The 15,601-nt window shown below is 62.7% G+C and carries 17 protein-coding genes; 8 read left to right on the forward strand and 9 right to left on the reverse strand.

From position 1 onward, the window contains the following. The first annotated feature begins 15 nt into the window (after positions 1 to 15). On the forward strand, positions 16 to 783 hold the full coding sequence (locus CKW35_RS07525; RefSeq protein ID WP_016487961.1) for an SDR family oxidoreductase: 768 nt from the start codon (positions 16 to 18) through the stop codon (positions 781 to 783). Here CKW35_RS07525 and CKW35_RS07530 read toward each other — a convergent pair whose 3' ends face one another. Both CKW35_RS07530 and CKW35_RS07535 read right to left on the reverse strand, forming a co-directional pair. Continuing rightward, the gene (locus CKW35_RS07530; RefSeq protein ID WP_095115579.1) at positions 784 to 1,605 is read right to left on the reverse strand and encodes a bifunctional 2-polyprenyl-6-hydroxyphenol methylase/3-demethylubiquinol 3-O-methyltransferase UbiG; all 822 of its coding nucleotides are present in this window, start codon (positions 1,603 to 1,605) and stop codon (positions 784 to 786) included. It lies immediately after the preceding gene. A gap of 167 nt (positions 1,606 to 1,772) precedes the next feature. Next, positions 1,773 to 2,123: a hypothetical protein gene (locus tag CKW35_RS07535; protein WP_016487963.1), complete on the reverse strand. Its 351-nt coding sequence runs from the start codon at positions 2,121 to 2,123 to the stop codon at positions 1,773 to 1,775. A 116-nt stretch (positions 2,124 to 2,239) separates the two neighbouring features. Here CKW35_RS07535 and CKW35_RS07540 point away from each other — a divergent pair, with 116 nt between their 5' ends. Beyond that, complete coding sequence (locus CKW35_RS07540) at positions 2,240 to 2,530, forward strand: RcnB family protein (RefSeq protein WP_016487964.1); 291 nt, start codon at positions 2,240 to 2,242, stop codon at positions 2,528 to 2,530. A gap of 1 nt (position 2,531) precedes the next feature. Here CKW35_RS07540 and CKW35_RS07545 read toward each other — a convergent pair whose 3' ends face one another. Further along, positions 2,532 to 3,692 carry a GGDEF domain-containing protein gene (locus CKW35_RS07545; protein WP_016487965.1) on the reverse strand — a complete coding sequence of 387 codons (1,161 nt, stop codon included), beginning with the start codon at positions 3,690 to 3,692 and terminating at the stop codon, positions 2,532 to 2,534. 224 nt (positions 3,693 to 3,916) lie between these two features. Here CKW35_RS07545 and CKW35_RS07550 point away from each other — a divergent pair, with 224 nt between their 5' ends. The 4 genes from CKW35_RS07550 (at position 3,917) to CKW35_RS07565 (ending at position 8,112) form a co-directional block, all read left to right on the forward strand. Continuing rightward, entirely contained in the window at positions 3,917 to 4,102 is a 186-nt protein-coding gene (locus CKW35_RS07550; RefSeq protein WP_016487966.1) for a hypothetical protein, read from the forward strand. Between the two features lie 73 nt (positions 4,103 to 4,175). Continuing rightward, on the forward strand, positions 4,176 to 4,568 hold the full coding sequence (locus CKW35_RS07555; protein ID WP_095115581.1) for a glycine zipper domain-containing protein: 393 nt from the start codon (positions 4,176 to 4,178) through the stop codon (positions 4,566 to 4,568). A 125-nt stretch (positions 4,569 to 4,693) separates the two neighbouring features. Continuing rightward, positions 4,694 to 6,523 carry an SLC13 family permease gene (locus CKW35_RS07560; RefSeq protein ID WP_016487968.1) on the forward strand — a complete coding sequence of 610 codons (1,830 nt, stop codon included), beginning with the start codon at positions 4,694 to 4,696 and terminating at the stop codon, positions 6,521 to 6,523. A gap of 137 nt (positions 6,524 to 6,660) precedes the next feature. Next, positions 6,661 to 8,112, forward strand: coding sequence for a GGDEF domain-containing protein (locus CKW35_RS07565; protein WP_095115583.1), 1,452 nt, complete (start codon positions 6,661 to 6,663; stop codon positions 8,110 to 8,112). Here CKW35_RS07565 and CKW35_RS07570 read toward each other — a convergent pair. Continuing rightward, positions 8,086 to 8,847, reverse strand: coding sequence for a TSUP family transporter (locus CKW35_RS07570; protein ID WP_060517156.1), 762 nt, complete (start codon positions 8,845 to 8,847; stop codon positions 8,086 to 8,088). The genes CKW35_RS07565 and CKW35_RS07570 overlap by 27 nt on opposite strands. A 98-nt stretch (positions 8,848 to 8,945) precedes the next feature. Between CKW35_RS07570 and CKW35_RS07575 the strand changes: the two genes are divergently transcribed. After that, complete coding sequence (locus tag CKW35_RS07575) at positions 8,946 to 9,851, forward strand: LysR family transcriptional regulator (RefSeq protein ID WP_016487971.1); 906 nt, start codon at positions 8,946 to 8,948, stop codon at positions 9,849 to 9,851. A 131-nt stretch (positions 9,852 to 9,982) separates the two neighbouring features. Here CKW35_RS07575 and CKW35_RS07580 read toward each other — a convergent pair whose 3' ends face one another. After that, positions 9,983 to 10,177: a hypothetical protein gene (locus CKW35_RS07580; protein WP_016487972.1), complete on the reverse strand. Its 195-nt coding sequence runs from the start codon at positions 10,175 to 10,177 to the stop codon at positions 9,983 to 9,985. Between the two features lie 777 nt (positions 10,178 to 10,954). Between CKW35_RS07580 and CKW35_RS07585 the strand changes: the two genes are divergently transcribed. After that, positions 10,955 to 11,140 carry a hypothetical protein gene (locus CKW35_RS07585; RefSeq protein ID WP_095115585.1) on the forward strand — a complete coding sequence of 62 codons (186 nt, stop codon included), beginning with the start codon at positions 10,955 to 10,957 and terminating at the stop codon, positions 11,138 to 11,140. Between the two features lie 97 nt (positions 11,141 to 11,237). Here the strand turns inward: CKW35_RS07585 and CKW35_RS07590 are convergent, their stop codons facing one another. The 4 genes from CKW35_RS07590 to CKW35_RS07605 all read right to left on the reverse strand — a co-directional run bounded on the left by CKW35_RS07590 (position 11,238) and on the right by CKW35_RS07605 (position 15,599). Beyond that, positions 11,238 to 12,530, reverse strand: coding sequence for an OprD family porin (locus tag CKW35_RS07590; RefSeq protein ID WP_016487974.1), 1,293 nt, complete (start codon positions 12,528 to 12,530; stop codon positions 11,238 to 11,240). A gap of 139 nt (positions 12,531 to 12,669) precedes the next feature. Then, a complete protein-coding gene (locus tag CKW35_RS07595) occupies positions 12,670 to 13,983 on the reverse strand; it encodes an MFS transporter (protein ID WP_016487975.1) in 1,314 nt (437 codons plus the stop codon). A gap of 207 nt (positions 13,984 to 14,190) precedes the next feature. Beyond that, entirely contained in the window at positions 14,191 to 14,832 is a 642-nt protein-coding gene (locus CKW35_RS07600) for an N-carbamoylsarcosine amidohydrolase (RefSeq protein WP_016487976.1), read from the reverse strand. A gap of 14 nt (positions 14,833 to 14,846) precedes the next feature. Then, entirely contained in the window at positions 14,847 to 15,599 is a 753-nt protein-coding gene (locus CKW35_RS07605) for a maleate isomerase (protein WP_016487977.1), read from the reverse strand. Positions 15,600 to 15,601 lie beyond the last annotated feature (2 nt).

Raw genomic sequence — 15,601 nt, forward strand, 5'->3', positions numbered from 1 at the left:
AACAAGGAAAACAGCATGTCCAAGACCCACCTGTTCGACCTCGACGGCAAGATTGCCTTCGTTTCCGGCGCCAGCCGCGGCATTGGCGAAGCCATCGCCCACCTGTTGGCCCAGCAAGGTGCACATGTGATCGTTTCCAGCCGCAAGCTCGACGGTTGCCAGCAGGTGGCCGAGGCGATCATCGCGGCAGGTGGCAAGGCGACGGCGGTGGCCTGCCACATTGGAGAGCTGGAACAGATCCAGCAGGTGTTCGCCGGCATCCGCGAACAATTCGGGCGCCTGGACATCCTGGTCAACAACGCCGCCACCAACCCGCAGTTCTGCAACGTGCTGGACACCGATCCGCATGCCTTCCAGAAGACCGTGGACGTGAACATCCGCGGTTACTTCTTCATGTCGGTAGAAGCCGGCAAGCTGATGCGCGAGCATGGCGGTGGCAGCATCATCAACGTGGCATCCATCAACGGTGTGTCCCCCGGCCACTTCCAGGGCATCTATTCGGTGACCAAGGCGGCAGTCATCAACATGACCAAGGTCTTCGCCAAGGAGTGCGCCCAGTTCGGCATTCGCTGCAACGCCCTGCTGCCGGGCCTGACCGACACCAAGTTTGCCTCTGCACTGGTGAAAAACGATGCCATCCTGAACGCCGCACTGCAGCAGATCCCACTCAAGCGCGTAGCCGACCCCAAGGAAATGGCCGGCGCGGTGTTGTACCTGGCCAGCGATGCGTCCAGCTACACCACTGGCACGGCACTCAACGTCGACGGCGGGTTCCTTTCCTGATCAGGCCTTGACCGCCACCAAGCTGTAGCTCAGGGGCAGGCGTGCAGGCTGCTCGCGCAAGCGATACTCGCCATCGCTGCCCTTGACCATCTGCCCCGGTAGGGCCTCCCAAGGGATGCTCTGGTGCTCGACCAGCACCGTCAGTTGCAGCCCATGCGCCAGCAAGGCAGTAACCACTTCACCCAAGCCGTGGTTCCATTCGTGGGTTTCAGTGTGGGCAAGGCGCTCTTCAGTCTCGACATAGGTCTGGTCGTTGTGCCACACCGTCGGGGCTTCGTGCTCGAAGTACGGGTATTCGAGCTGCAGGCGGTCCTGGTGGTCTTCATTGACGGCCATCAGCATCGGGTGCCCATCGCGCAGGAATAACCGCCCGCCCGGTTTCAGCAGCGCCGCGACCGCACGCGCCCACGGCTCGATGCGGGGTAACCAGCACAGCGCGCCGATACCGGTGTAGACCAGGTCGAACGTGCCTGCCGGCAGTACCGTGTCGGCGGCATAGACGTCAGACTCGACATACTCGATGGCCACCGCACAACGCTCGGCCAGTACCCGTGCCTCGGCCAGCGAAGCCGCGGAATAGTCCAGGCCGCAGACCTTGGCGCCAAGGCGCGCCAGCGATAGGGTGTCGGTGCCAATGTGGCACTGCAGGTGGACGGTCCTCAGCCCATTGATGTCGCCGAGCAAAGGCAAATCGAAGCGCACGGTTTCGGACAGGTGCCCAGGGCGCTGGACGAGAGTCTCGACTTCGTAGTCCTTCGAGGCAGCGTGCAGCGGGGCGCGTTCGTCCCAACTGCTGCGGTTGAGTTGCAGTGAACGGTCCATGGTGCCTTCCTTGAGTGGTAACGGTTCATGCTAGCCGCCACCTGCCCCTCTAAGACACCACTGCCTTGCTAAAAATTGTAAAGCCCGCAAAGCACCCACTGAGCAATAACTGGACTGCACTGGCCGCCCCTACAGGCCGGCGATGAAGCCAATACAGGCTGCGGCCTTTACAAACAGGTCGCCGCCGCTGCCCGGCGCTGCAGCGCCACGCCGTCGTTTTTCTGTGCGTAGTAATCCACCCGAGCCCCGCCTGCCTGTGGATAGACATCCACAAACGCCTCTGCCTCACGGGTATACACGGTGAACCCGCCCTGCTTGCGCGGTTGCAGGTAGCCACTGGCATCATCGCCGAACACCTTCTCTTCCTGCCAGCTGAACTGGATACACTGCGCCACCAGCTCCGGCGCCTTGCTTGAATCGAGCTGCGCAGTCGGCTTGCCGCCGCGGGCCGTCTCCATGGTCGCAGAAGCACAACCGACCAGCATCAGCGCCGCGGCCATCGGCAAAATCGCACGCATGTTCCATCCTCAGGGTATCGAAAAAGATGCGACTCTAGCACTCGCGGGCATTGCGAGTGAATTGTCACGCACATGCCGCTGTCGCAGATAAGGTACGCCGCCATAAGGAGCACCACATGAAGCTTCACTATCTGCTACTTGCCGCCCTGCCCTGCCTGCCCCTGGCCGTCAGCGCCGCGCCCTCCAGCGAAGAAAGCATCACCGCCCCGGAAACCCACAACCGCACGCTTGAAGTGGGCGACAAGGCACCGGACCAGTACAAACGTGACGAGCAGGCCATCAAGGACTGGAAAGCCAAAGGCCTGCCCGCCCCCGAGAAAGAAAGCCATTGGGTACGCATGGGCGAGCACTACGTGCTGGTGCAGATCACCAACGGTGTAGTACTGGCGATCCAGCCGGCGTCCTGATTCAACCCGCCTGGATCAATGCCGCCATGTGCACCGTGTTGCGCCCGGCGGCCTTGGCCTGGTACAGCGCGGCATCCGCCTGGGCCAGCAGGTTGGCGGTGCTATCTTTGGGACCTGGTACGCCACACCACAGGCCCACGCTGAAGCGCAGTTCGATCTGGTCATCGGCAAAACGGGCCGGGCTGCGCGCAATAGCCTCGCGCAGGCCTTGCAGCGCAGCCATCGCCCCGCTGCGGTCAGTGCCCGGCAACAACAGCAGGAATTCCTCACCACCATAACGGCCCAGGCTGTCACCCTGACGCAGCCGCTGCTGCAACTGGCGCACGCAATGGCACAGCACTTCGTCGCCAGCCAGGTGCCCATACAGGTCGTTGATGCGTTTGAAATGGTCGATGTCGATCATTGCCACGGCCAGGCTGGCCTGTTGCTGGCGAGCACGGTCCAGTTCCACCGCAAACCGGTCCAGGATCGCCCTGCGGTTGAATGTGCCGGTCAGCACATCGTGCAGGGCCAGGTGCTGCAAGCGGGACTCGCTACGCTCCTTGGCCATCAGCACCAGCCCGATCGAATACATCATTACCGTCGCCGTGCCGATTGCCACGGAAATGCTCTGCTTGAGGTTGCTGGTGTCATAACGCATTTCCACTGCCGTGCCATTGGCCACCGCCACCACACGCATACCCAGGCCGACCAGGCTGATCAGCGCACCGATCTGCAGCAGCAGGTGGGCCCTGCCCGGCCGTTCGGCATGGCGCCACGCCCAGTAAAGGATCATCGAGCACTGCAGCATCAATACCAGCGTCGCCAGCAGCATGCGCGGCTCCAGCGTATCGAGCAGCAGCACCAGCCCCCCCAGCATGCAGGCAGGAATGACGAAGATGACACGCCAGGGCACCACCTGCTCACGCACCCGGAACAAGCTGGCGGTGTAGAACGCCAGGGCCAGCGACAGCAAGCTGTTGCCCAGACCATAGCTGACCCACAGCGGGGCCTGGGCATAGACGGTGTAGCAGACATAAGCCAGGGCATGCACCAGCAGCCCGCAACCCGTTAGCAGCAGGTTGTCACGGCGGTTGCTACGCCCCACCAGCAACAGGCAGAAAGCCAGAATGGTTGCGACCAAGGCAACGGCGGCAAACAACGTGGGGGTGTGGGCGATCATCGTGATTCACCGAGTGGCAGATTGCCGTCTTCGCTGCGGCTTACCCCACAGTCTAGAGGGCCATGGCGCACTCGACCATGACCGAATGGGACAGAACAACAGCCTGCAAGCACGCCGCCCATCACTGGCGCGACAAATTTTTGCCTGCCCGGGAAACCAAATGGATCATTCCCAGTCTCAGCAAGTGCCCCGTAAACCTTTGCGGATCAAGGACCTATATCGTGATGACCCGCCTTGCAAGCCTTTCGCTGATTGCTGCAGTCCTGCTGACCGCAGGCTGTCACAGCCATCGCTACCATGATGACGACGATGGCTGGCGTGACCGCGACCGTGGCCATCGCCACCACCATCGGCATGACCGCGATGACGATGACAATCGTCAGTACCGCGGTGACCGCGACTACCGCTGAAGCGTCTTTGCACCCCTGACCTGCCGCCCGTTGCGCGGCACCTTAACCTGATGATTCCTTTGAGGTTCGTATCATGCGTCTGACTCTGCCTTCCCTAGCCCTCGGCCTGCTGCTGTGCCAGGGCGCTTTCGCCGGCGACGGTACTGCCGCCATTGGCGGTGGCCTGGGTGGTGTGCTGGGTAACGTTGTTGGTCAACAACTCGGCGGCAAGGCCGGCGCGGCCATCGGTGCTGGCGTGGGCGGCGCAGCCGGCAGCGCGGTAGGTGCACGCAAGGGCAATCGTACCGAAGCCGCCATCGGCGGTGGCCTGGGCTCGGCTGGCGGCTCGCTGCTAGGCGGCGCGGTGGGCGGCAAGACCGGCTCCACGGTCGGTGCTGGCCTGGGCGGCGCAGCCGGTGGGGCCCTCGGCAACCACCTGGGTGACGACAACCGCGGCAACAAAAAGCACCGCCGTCACCGTCACTGATTACCTGACTCAAGGGCCGTATAGCGGCCCTTTTTGTTGCAGCACATCAACACCCCCTTCATCACGAACTGGCACACTGGCTGCTACTGTCTATCGTGCCCCGTGTGAAGGAACACCCCCTCCCCATGAACCAAGATCTGCTCTGGGTCCTCGGCCTGCTGGCCATCGTCGTTACCCTGTTCATCATCAATCGCCCACGCATGGACGTGGTCGCGCTGATGGTGATCCTCGCCCTGCCCCTACTCGGCATCCTCACCGTTGAGCAGGCCCTGGCCGGCTTCAGCGACCCCAACGTGGTACTGATCGCCGCCCTGTTCGTGATCGGCGAAGGCCTGGTGCGCACCGGCATTGCCTACCGCATCGGCGAATGGATGAGCGAGCGGGCCGGCAATAGCGAAACACGTCTGCTGGTGCTGCTGATGGTGGCCGTGGCCGGGCTGGGGTCGATGATGAGCTCCACCGGTGTGGTGGCCATTTTCATCCCGGTAGTGCTGAGCATTGCCGCGCGCCTGCAGCTGTCGCCCAGCCGTCTGATGATGCCACTGGCATTTGCCGGGCTGATCAGTGGCATGCTCAGCCTGGTGGCCACACCGCCCAACGTGGTGGTGCACAGCGAGCTGGTGCGCAATGGCGAAGCGGGCTTCAGTTTCTTCAGCTTTACCCCTTTCGGCCTGGTGGTGCTGGTGCTGGGGATCGGCTACATGCTGCTGACCCGGCACTGGCTGAACGGCGAAGTGCGCAAGGACGGCCGCGTGGAAACCCGCCGGACACTGCTGGACCTGGTGCTGGACTACAAGCTCAACGGCCGTGAACGGCGCCTGCGCATACGCCCTGATTCACCGCTGATCGGCCATACCCTCGGCGAGCTGGAGTTGCGCACCCGGCACGGCGCCAACGTGATCGGCATCGAGCGCCAGCACAAGTTCACCACACGGGTGATCGGCGCCGACTCCAACACCGTACTGCACCAGGGCGATGTGCTGCTGCTCGACCTGTTCGCCAACCGCGACAACCTGCGCAGCCTGTGCCAGACCATGCAACTGGAGCCCCTGCACTTCAAGGCGGCCTATTTCATCGACCAGTCCCAGGAGCTGGGCATGGCCGAGGTCTCGCTGCCGCCGGGCTCGCAGTTGATCGGCAAGAGCGTTCTCGAACTGGCCTTCCGCACCCGCTTCGGCCTCAACGTGGTCGGCCTGCGCCGCGAACAGGCGGCAATCGAAGAGCAACTGGTAGACGAAAAACTGCGCCTTGGCGATACCCTGCTGGTGGTCGGCCCGTGGAAGGCGGTACGCCAGTTGCAAAGCCAGCCCAAAGACTTTCTGGTATTGAGCCTGCCCGCCGAGATCGATCAGGTCGCGCCAGCCCGCACCCGCGCGCCGCAGGCATTGCTTAGCCTGGCGGTAATGGTCGGGCTGATGGTCAGCGGTGCCGTGCCCAATGTCATCGCGGCGCTGATCGGTTGCCTGCTGATGGGGGCCGGCCGCTGTATCGACATGAACAGCGCTTATAAAGCCATTCATTGGCAAAGCCTGGTGCTGATCGTCGGCATGCTGCCATTCGCCCAGGCACTGCAGAAAACCGGTGGCATCGATTTGGCGGTGGGTGGGCTGGTAAGCGTACTGGGTGGTGCCGGCCCCAGTGCCATTCTTGCCTGCCTGTTCGCCGTTACAGCGGTGATCGGCCTGTTCATTTCCAACACGGCCACTGCGGTACTGATGGCACCCGTGGCTGTCAGCACCGCAGCGCAGCTGGGCATGTCGCCCTACCCGTTTGCCATGACCGTGGCGCTGGCCGCATCGGCGGCGTTCATGACACCGGTGTCATCCCCGGTCAACACACTGGTGCTGGGCCCGGGGCAATACCGCTTCGCTGATTTCGTCAAAATTGGCGTGCCCTTCACCGTGCTGGTGATGTTGGTCACCGTCGTGATGGTGCCGTGGTTCTTCGGGCTATGAGAAAAGCGCTATAGACTAAAGGCAATTTGACATTATCTCGACCGATCGCGGCAGATTGACATCAAGTGGCCTGACGAAACACACTGCGGGCTATTGCCCCAGGTGCTTCAAGGCGTTGTCCTGGATTTCGTTTCCGCTTGCCGGTCGAGTTCATGGTTTTTCCAGCCCAATCGCGCTTGTTGCCTTATGTCGTTCTGTTTTGCCTGACCTTTGCCCTCACCCTGGGCGGTATCCTGGCACGCCCGATCGAATCGCTGTCGCTGTTCTGGCCAGTGAATGCTGTGTTGGCCGGCGTGCTGCTGCGCTACCCGCGCCAGGCCACGCTGACCGGCTTCAGCCTGGTCTGGCTGGCCATGGTCGGTGCCGACCTGCTGTGTGGCAGTGCCTGGGTGCCGGCCCTGTGGTTCAACCTGTGCAATCTTGGCGTGGTGGTTACCCTCTGGCAGTTGCTATCGCGTTTGCCGCGGCTGCACCGGCGCATGCGCACCCCGCACGGCGTACTCAGCGTGTTTGCCGCCTGTGCCGCCGCCGCCATGGTGGCGGCCAGCATGGCAGCGGTCATGGCCGCACCGTGGTTCGAGCAATCCCTGCGTGCCACCTGGCTCGCCTGGTTCAGCGAACAGTTTTCGACCAGCGTGCTGGTACTGCCGGTGCTGCTTACAGCACCCTCGGCGCGGGCTTTGGTGCGGGGTGGCGCCCAAGCCATCCGCCTGGCGCCCCTGCTGATGCTGCTGGCCTCGCTGGCGGTCAGCATTGCCTTTGGCGGCCCCGGTGCCATTGCCTTCCCGATTGCCGCCTTGCTGTGGTGTGCGTGGACCTACTCGCCGTTCATGGTTTCGCTGCTGACACTTACCGCTGGCAGTACCTTGATTGTGGCGGTGGCGCAAAACCTCATGCACTTCAGCGTGCCGCAAAGCGAGCCCGGTGTGACCACGCTGATGTCGGCGCGCCTGGGCATTGCGATGCTGGTACTCGGCCCGCTGGTGGTGGCCTGTGTCAGCCAGGCCAACCGCAGCCTGATGGCGCGCCTGGCGCATCAGGCCACCATCGACCACCTTACCGGCGTGCTCACCCGCAGTGCCTTCACCCGCCGCGCCAACGCATTGCTGGACAGCCGCCAGCAGCATGCCCAGGCGCTGCCGCTAACCCTGATGATGCTGGATATCGACCACTTCAAGTCGATCAACGATGCCCATGGCCACGGGGTCGGTGACCAGGTGCTGCGCCAGTTTGCCAGCACCCTGCAGGACCAGTTGCACAACGATGAACTGCTCGCGCGGCTGGGCGGCGAGGAGTTCGTCGTCATCCTCCCGGGGCTTGCGCCTGAACGTGCCAAGTTCACCGCCGAACGCCTGCGCCGTGCCATACAGGACCTGCACGTGGTGCAGGCCGACCAGCGCCTGCAGATCACCGTGAGTATCGGCCTGGCCGGCTGCGACGCCAATATCCCGGCCCCCAGCCTGGACGCGTTGCTGGCAAGTGCCGACCAGGCGCTGTACCGGGCCAAGGCCCATGGCCGCAACCGCGTCGAGCAGGCCGAAGCACAGCGCCAGGAGGCTGAGTCACGCAACCAGCAAGTCCCACGATAGCTTGGCGATCAACACGCACAGCAGTATCAGGAACAGCCCGCGCACAAAGCCTGCGCCCTTGCGTACCGCCAGCCAGGTGCCGGTAAGAGCCCCCAGCACATTGCACGCAGCCATGGGCAGGGCAATGGCATACAGCACGTTGCCCGAGGGCACGAAGAACACCAGCGCCGCCAGGTTGGTGGCAATGTTCACCACCTTGGCCGAGGCCGAAGCGTGCAGGAAGTCCAACGCAAAGAAGCGGATGAACAGAAAGATCAGGAAGCTGCCGGTGCCTGGACCGAACAGGCCATCGTAAAAGCCGATCGCACCGCCGATCAGCACCGCCAGGCATTGCTCCTTGCGGCCGATCTGCGCGGGCTTGTGCAGGGTGCCGAAATCCTTCTTGCAGAAGGTATAGATGGCCATCAGCACGATCAGCACCAGCACTGCCGGGCGCATCACACTGGGCGGTACCAGTGACACCGTGGCAGCCCCAGCGAACGACATGACAAAGGCGCTGAGCGCCGCTGGCACGATAAGCCCCCAGTCCAGCGTCACCTTGCGAATGAACGAGCGCGCCGCGAAGGCCGTCCCACAGACCGACGCCAGCTTGTTGGTGCCGAGCAAGGCCGCTGGTTGCGCGGTAGGCAGCACGTTGAACAAGGCCGGGATCTGGATCAGCCCCCCGCCCCCCACTGCGGCGTCGATCAGCCCAGCGGCAAAGGCGAACACAGAAAGCACAGCAATATCCATCATGACGCGGTTCCAGGCAGTGAAGACGCCTGCAAGGCTAATCAAAGTGCCGCGCATGTGTTGAAATGCCATATTGCAAAAACTGCAACAAGGAGCAGGCAATGGCATTGGACATGTTGCGGGAAATCCAGGCGTTCGTCAGCGTGGCCCACAAGCGCAGCTTCGTGGCCGCCGCACGTGCACTGGGGCGCTCGCCCAGTGCGGTAACCCGCGCGGTACAAACCCTGGAAGACAACGCCGCCAGCAAGCTGCTCAACCGCAACGCCAACGCCGTAACCCTCACCGAAGCCGGCGAGCGCCTGTTGCCCCATGCCGAACGTTTGCTGGATGTGCAACGTGATGCTGCCGACGCGTTGGCCGCGCTCAGCGGCAGCGCCCAAGGCTGGATACGCTTTGCCGTACCGCAACTGCTGGGTGAACATGTATTGCCACAGGTGCTTGCCGAGTTCTCCCGCTGCCACCCCGGGGTGACCCTGGACATAACGTACTGCGACGAAACCCTCGACCCGCTGCAAGGCAAGTTCGATTTCGTGGTGCGTGGGGCCTTCCCGCAATCAAGCGAGCTGATCGGCTACCCGCTGTGGGCCTACCAGCGCCACCTGTATGCCAGCCCGGCGTACCTGGCCGTGGCCGGCACGCCACAGCAACCGGAAGACCTCGAAGGGCATGCATTGATCCTGCACACCGCCCCGCGCATCCTCAAGGCCTGGCATTTTTACCGCGACGGCCAGATCACCAGCCTGCGCCCAAGGCCCAGGTTGCGCCTGGACTCAGGTGACGCGGTGTACCACAGCACCCTGGCCGGCGCAGGCATCGCCCGCCTGGCTGCCTGGGTTGGCGAAGCGCAGGTCAGGGCCGGACGGCTGGTGCGCGTGTGCCCGCACTACCGCCTGACTTCCAGCAGCGGCCAGGACCCGCAAATGCATGCCGTGTACCCTGCCGGCGAGCTGCCAGCGCGGGTGCGCGACTTGCTGACGGCGTTGCGCCGCGCCGGCCTCGCCTGCTGAAACAGCCCCCTGAAATGACTGTTCAATTTCTGCTCAATTTAACAGAGACCGCAGCGGGCTTGGCTTTCAGCACTTTATCCACAGACCTACCCACGTTTTTTGTGGACAGATTTCCCAACGCAAAGAACGACTTATCGCACAACCAGCAACGCGGTGTTTGCCAGCTTGACCAGCTCGATCCACTCCGACGTACTGATCACTCCAGCCTGCTCCAACAGCAAGGCATCGCGCAGTGCCTGGTCATAGACCTGCTCATCAAGTGTACCTTCAGCAAGAAAACGGCTACGCCACTCCAGCACGGCTGAAGTGCCTTTCTTGTATTCCATTGATGTATCGACTCCAAGGCAAAATGACCGGCCCGAATGAGCGGCGGCGGGAGACTACACGAGGCTTTTGCACTTGAGAATGACTTGCACCTACCGCTGGTCCAGCAGTGCAGGAAGGGAGAATACTGGCCAATTGGTCAGGGATTGGGCCCGCCACTTGAAATAGACGGGCCGCGGGGGGAAAACGCAGTTGCAGTCAGCTTGGCGGAATGGTGCCAAGAATACCAATCAGAATGGTCAGCAGCAGAAAACCACCCAGGAACAGCGCCAGCTTGCCCATTGGAACCTCTACAGTTTTGATGCGGGAATGGGCTTATTGTCAGGCTTGGGCTGATACGGTTACAGATTCAGGTTTGTGGAAAAAAAGCGGATCAGATGGGCTGTGCAGATTCTTCATGGTGCTTATTGCTTAAACTTTCAACGTCCGGGGCGGGCAGCGCTTATCAGGTCAGTTGCTGAAGCTTTTGCGCCGATGGTCACTGACCTGCAGGGCGACAATTGCTACATGAGATTTCAAAAAGGACTAAAGGCCCCGATTGCAACCACGCCGGGTGGCCTGCCCCTCGAAGGGTGAATGCACCCAGCTGGGGCGGGAAGTTGAGCGCAATCGGGAGCACATGAATTGAAACGTAGTTTGTAGGATTGTTTACTCTGCGCTGTAGGAAGAATCGCGGCACTGGGAATCACCTGTATGAAACATCAGTTTCTCCAGCAAATCCGAGCTGCTACGGTCTATTTTTCCTACAACGGCACGGAAGCCTACAGCGTGAGAAAAGCATGGACCCGTTCAACACTTCGGCCCTGAAGCTACAGAAAAAATTGCTCGACCTGCGTCTTGAGTGTGACCGCCTGAGAAGTGAGGGCAAAGACCAGGAAGCGGACCGCCTCGCTGGCTCTATTGCACGGATTGAGGCGGCTATCAGGCAGTTGCCGGATAGCTTGAGGCCCGTGACCTTGCAGTGACCGCTGCTGCTCCCACAAAGTATGCCCAGCCTTGCAGGAGCAGCCCTGTCGCGATACAACGCGGCTCCTGCAAAAGCGCGCAGCTCGGGCAATCACTTCAGAACAGTTTGACTGTGTAACTGAGGATCAACCGGTTCTCGTCGATGTCGGTCCGGTAATTGGAGCGCGCCATCACGTTGCGCACCCGTACCCCAAGGCCGGCCAGCGGCCCACTCTGTACCACGTAGGCCAAGTCCAGATCGCGCTCGCGGTCACGCCCTTCATAGCCCAGCCCGGTGTCTACATCCCGCCCCTTCACATAACGCAGGGTGGACGTCAGGCCCGGAAGCCCCAAGGCGACAAAGTTGTAATCATGCCGCACCTGCCACGAGCGTTCGCCCGGCGCGGAAAACTCATAAGTCGGCAGCGTATTACCCATCGGGTTGGTGTTGGCTCCCACCTGGATAAAACCGTCCTCGCCGCCGATCTGCTGGTAGCCCGCGTAAAAGGTATGCCCGCCGGTCTTGGCCGAGAACAGGCTGAACAACGCATGGTTGTCATAATCGCCGGCGATCTTGCGCCCGTCCTCGCGGGCATCGAAGTAGCCGGCGTTCACCCCCAGCGTCCAGTCCCCGACCGGCTCGGCGTGCTTGAAGCTATAAAACCGCTGCTGGTAGACATCCTCCAACTGCGCCTGCCACAGGCCAACGCTGGTGCGGTTATCGTTGAAGGCATAGTCGGCGCCAACGTAGTTGAAGCGATCACTGGTAAAACGCGCCAGCCGCGCCGGGTTGATCGGGTCGTTGACCAGCGCGTACATCTTCTGGCTGTTGGAGGAGTCGCGCAGGCTGGTGGAGCGGAACTGGCCGGCACTCAGTGTCAACCCGGCAAACTCGCGCGACTCCAGCATCGCGCCCTGGTAGGTGGGCGGCAGCAGACGCAAGTCGCTGAACAGCAGCACAGGCAGGTTGGGCATCAACTCGCCCACTTTCAGCTCGGTTTGCGACACCTTGAACTTGATCGCCGCCCCAAGCCGGCTGTATTCGTCCGCCGACTTGCCGCTGTCCAGGCTGGGCAGCAACCCGGACCTGGCATGCGCCGGGCTGCTGTCGAGCTTGAAACCGAGCAGGCCGATAACATCCACACCGATGCCAACGGTGCCCTGGGTATAACCGGAACTGGCATTGAGGATGAAACCCTGCGCCCATTCCTGAGTACGCGACTGGGTGCTGGCACCCTTGATATCGGCATAGTCGCGGCTGAAGAAATAATTGCGCGCCTGCAGCGTGGCGCGAGCACCTTCGATAAAACCGGCCTCTTCTGCCGAGGCCTCTGCACACAATGCGGCGGCAATACAACCGCCGGCCAGACGCGCAGACGAAGAAAAACGCGGTGCAGTGAAACCTTGCATGGGGCTACTCCTGGATTCGGGCAACAGCAACCCGGCGCGGCGGCCATGTATGGCCACCCACGTGGGGTTGCAGCGAGAGGGGGGTCGGCAGGCGGGCGCCCGGCCCGCCTGCCCTGCCGTTGCTTGAAACGCTGGGCCGCTAGCGGTTGACCAGCTTCGCCGGCAAGGCGATGACCAGGAAGCAGCTGAGGATCAGGCACCCGGCAAATACCCACAGGGCAGCGTGCGAGGTCCCGGTAAGGTCGGTGACCACGCCCATCAGTGAGTTGCTCACCAGGCCTGCGATGTTGGCGACCGAACAGGCCAGGGCAAAGCCGGTGGCGGCTGCAGTACCTTTAAGGAAGGTGGCCGGCAGGCTGAAGAACACCGGCACCGCGCCGATGATCGCTGCCGAGGCAATGGCGAACAGCACCACAGTCATCACCAGGTTCTGGCTGAACAAGGTGCTGCTGGCCATGGCAATTGCACCAATGATGAACGGCACGATGATGTGCCAACGGCGCTCACGGTGGCGGTCGGAGCTGGCCCCGATCATCAGCATGCCGGCCAGGGCGGCCAGGCTCGGAATGGCCGTGAGCAAGCCGATGTGGAAGGTGTCGCTGACGCCCGCATCGCGGATGAAGGTCGGCATCCAGAACCCCATGGCGTAGGCACTGAGCAAAATCGAAAAGTCGATGCCCCCCAGCATCCATACCTTCAGGTTGAAAAAGCCGTCACGGAAGCTGTGCTTGCTGTCCTTGCCCTCGGCATCGTCGGCGGCCAGGTCTGCCGCCAGTTGGGCCTTGTCTTCAGCCGACAGCCACTTGGCCTGCTGGAAGTGGTTGGGCAATGCCCAGAATGTGAGGATGCCCAGCAGCACGCTGGGGATCGCCTCCAGCAAAAACAGCCACTGCCAGCCGTGCAGGCCATGCACCTGGTCGAAATTGCCCATGATCCAGCCAGAAATCGGCCCGCCGATCACGCTCGACAATGGCAGCCCGATCATGAACAGGGCAATGATGCGCCCGCGCCGGTAGGTGGGGTACCACATGGTCAGGTAGAACAGCACGCCCGGCAGGAAGCCGGCCTCAGCCGCGCCGAGCAGGAAACGCAGGATGTAGAACTGCGTGGTGGTGCTGACGAACATGGTGCACGCCGACAGCAGGCCCCAGGTGATCATGATGCGGGCGATCCACAGCTTGGCGCCAACGCGCTGCAGGATCAGGTTGCTCGGCACTTCGAAAATGATATAGCCGACGAAGAACAGCCCGGCACCCAGGCCATAGGCCGCTGTGCTGAACTGCAGGTCTTCGAGCATCTGCAGCTTGGCGAAGCCGACATTGATGCGGTCCAGATAAGCTGCGAGGTAGCAGAAGCACAGGAAGGGGATGAGCCTCCAGGTGATCTTGCTGTACAGCGCTTTCGTGCCATGGTCGATGTCACTGTGGACCGTGGTTGCATTCGCAATTGGCATTTCCTGTCTCCTGGCGGGCGACTTTGTGGTTGTTTTAAGGCCAGCAGTGTTCGACGCGCCGGGCACCCCGCGCACTATACGCGGCGTGCCTGGGCAGCGCCTGAAGACCCCGAGTGCTCCTGCGGGGCGACCGCCCGGACAGCAGGCGGTCATGGACGGGCTTCCCGCACCGTTCCTTGATTGTTATGGGTAAGGGCTGCCCGGCACTCAGCCGGCCAGGTGCCTGAGTTGCTGCATGGCGTCCTGCCGGGTGACGACATCGCCGTACTTGCTGTCGATATCGAACAGGTTGGCTTCATGCGGGTCGTTGTGGCGATCACCGACGCACTCGCGCACCACGATGGTTCGAAACCCGTGCTGCATGGCATCCACCGCACTTGCGCGGATGCAGCCGCTGGTCGAGCAGCCGGCCAGCACCACGGTATCCACGCCTTGAGCATGCAGCAGCGGGGCCAGGCTGGTGGCGAAGAAGGCACTGGCGTACTGCTTGCTCAGCACCACCTCCCCTGCCTGTGGCGCAACGGCCTCGCAGAACGCCGCCAGCGGGTTGCCTTCGACCATGTCCTTCATCACCGGCGCCTTGCGCACCCACACGCCGCCGTCAGCAAAATGCGGCGGCTGGTAGCGGATGTTGGTATGCACCACCAGGGTACCGCAGTCGCGGGCCAGCGCCAGCAGGCCGGCGGCCTGCTCGACCGCCGCGACCACGCCCGGGGCGTACAGCGGTGCGCCGGGGGTGGTGTAGCCCTGCATGAAGTCGATCATCAGCAGGGCCGGCTTGCGGCCAAAGCCGATGCGCTGGCCCCACACGCCCTGGTAGTTGTCACGTGCGCTTTGTGCGTCGCTCATGTCCGTCCCCAATTTCAGTAGGCGCCCGACAGCAGGGCACCGGCGCCCGGCACGACCGGCTCCAGGTCCAGCGCCTTGAGCATGGCGTAGGTGGTGGCGATGGCAGCGGTCACCACCGGCTTGCCGGTTTGCGCCTCAACCTTGGCCACGGCCGGCAGCGATTGCATCTGCACGCAGGCCGAGAGCACCACCACATCGACGCCCTCAAGGTTCATGCCGGCGACGATGCCTGGCAGGTTGGCCGGGTCGTGGCGGGCCACGGCGAGGTTGTCGGGGATTTCCAGCGCGCGCCAGTCCTGCACCTCGAAGCCTTCCTCGCGGATATAGTTCACCACCAGCTCGGTCAACGGCTTCATGTACGGCGCGACGATGGCAATGCGCTTGGCCTTCATCACATGCAAGGCCTCCACCAGCGCCCCGGCGCTGGTGATCACCGGTGCCAGTGCGTCATTGTCGGCGGTAGCCTGCCGCAAGCGCTTTTCCGATTGGCGGTGATAGCCCAGGCCCATGGCCATGATCGCCACCAGGCACGCGTAGCCCAGCACATCGACCTTGGCGTCGGACAGCTCCACGGCGCAGCGGTCGGACTCGGCGTCCATGGCGGCCAGCTCTTCCTTCTTCACCTGCTTCATGCGCATGCGGCTGGAATGGAAGGTGAAGCGCTCGGGTCGGATCGCCTGGCGGGCATTGAGCATCGCCGGGATTTCGGTTTCCATCGTGGTGTTCGAGCTCGGCACGATCTGGCCGATGCGGTATAGCTTGGTCATGT

Source organism: Pseudomonas sp. Irchel 3F3 (assembly GCF_900187545.1).
GTDB lineage: Bacteria > Pseudomonadota > Gammaproteobacteria > Pseudomonadales > Pseudomonadaceae > Aquipseudomonas > Aquipseudomonas fortuita.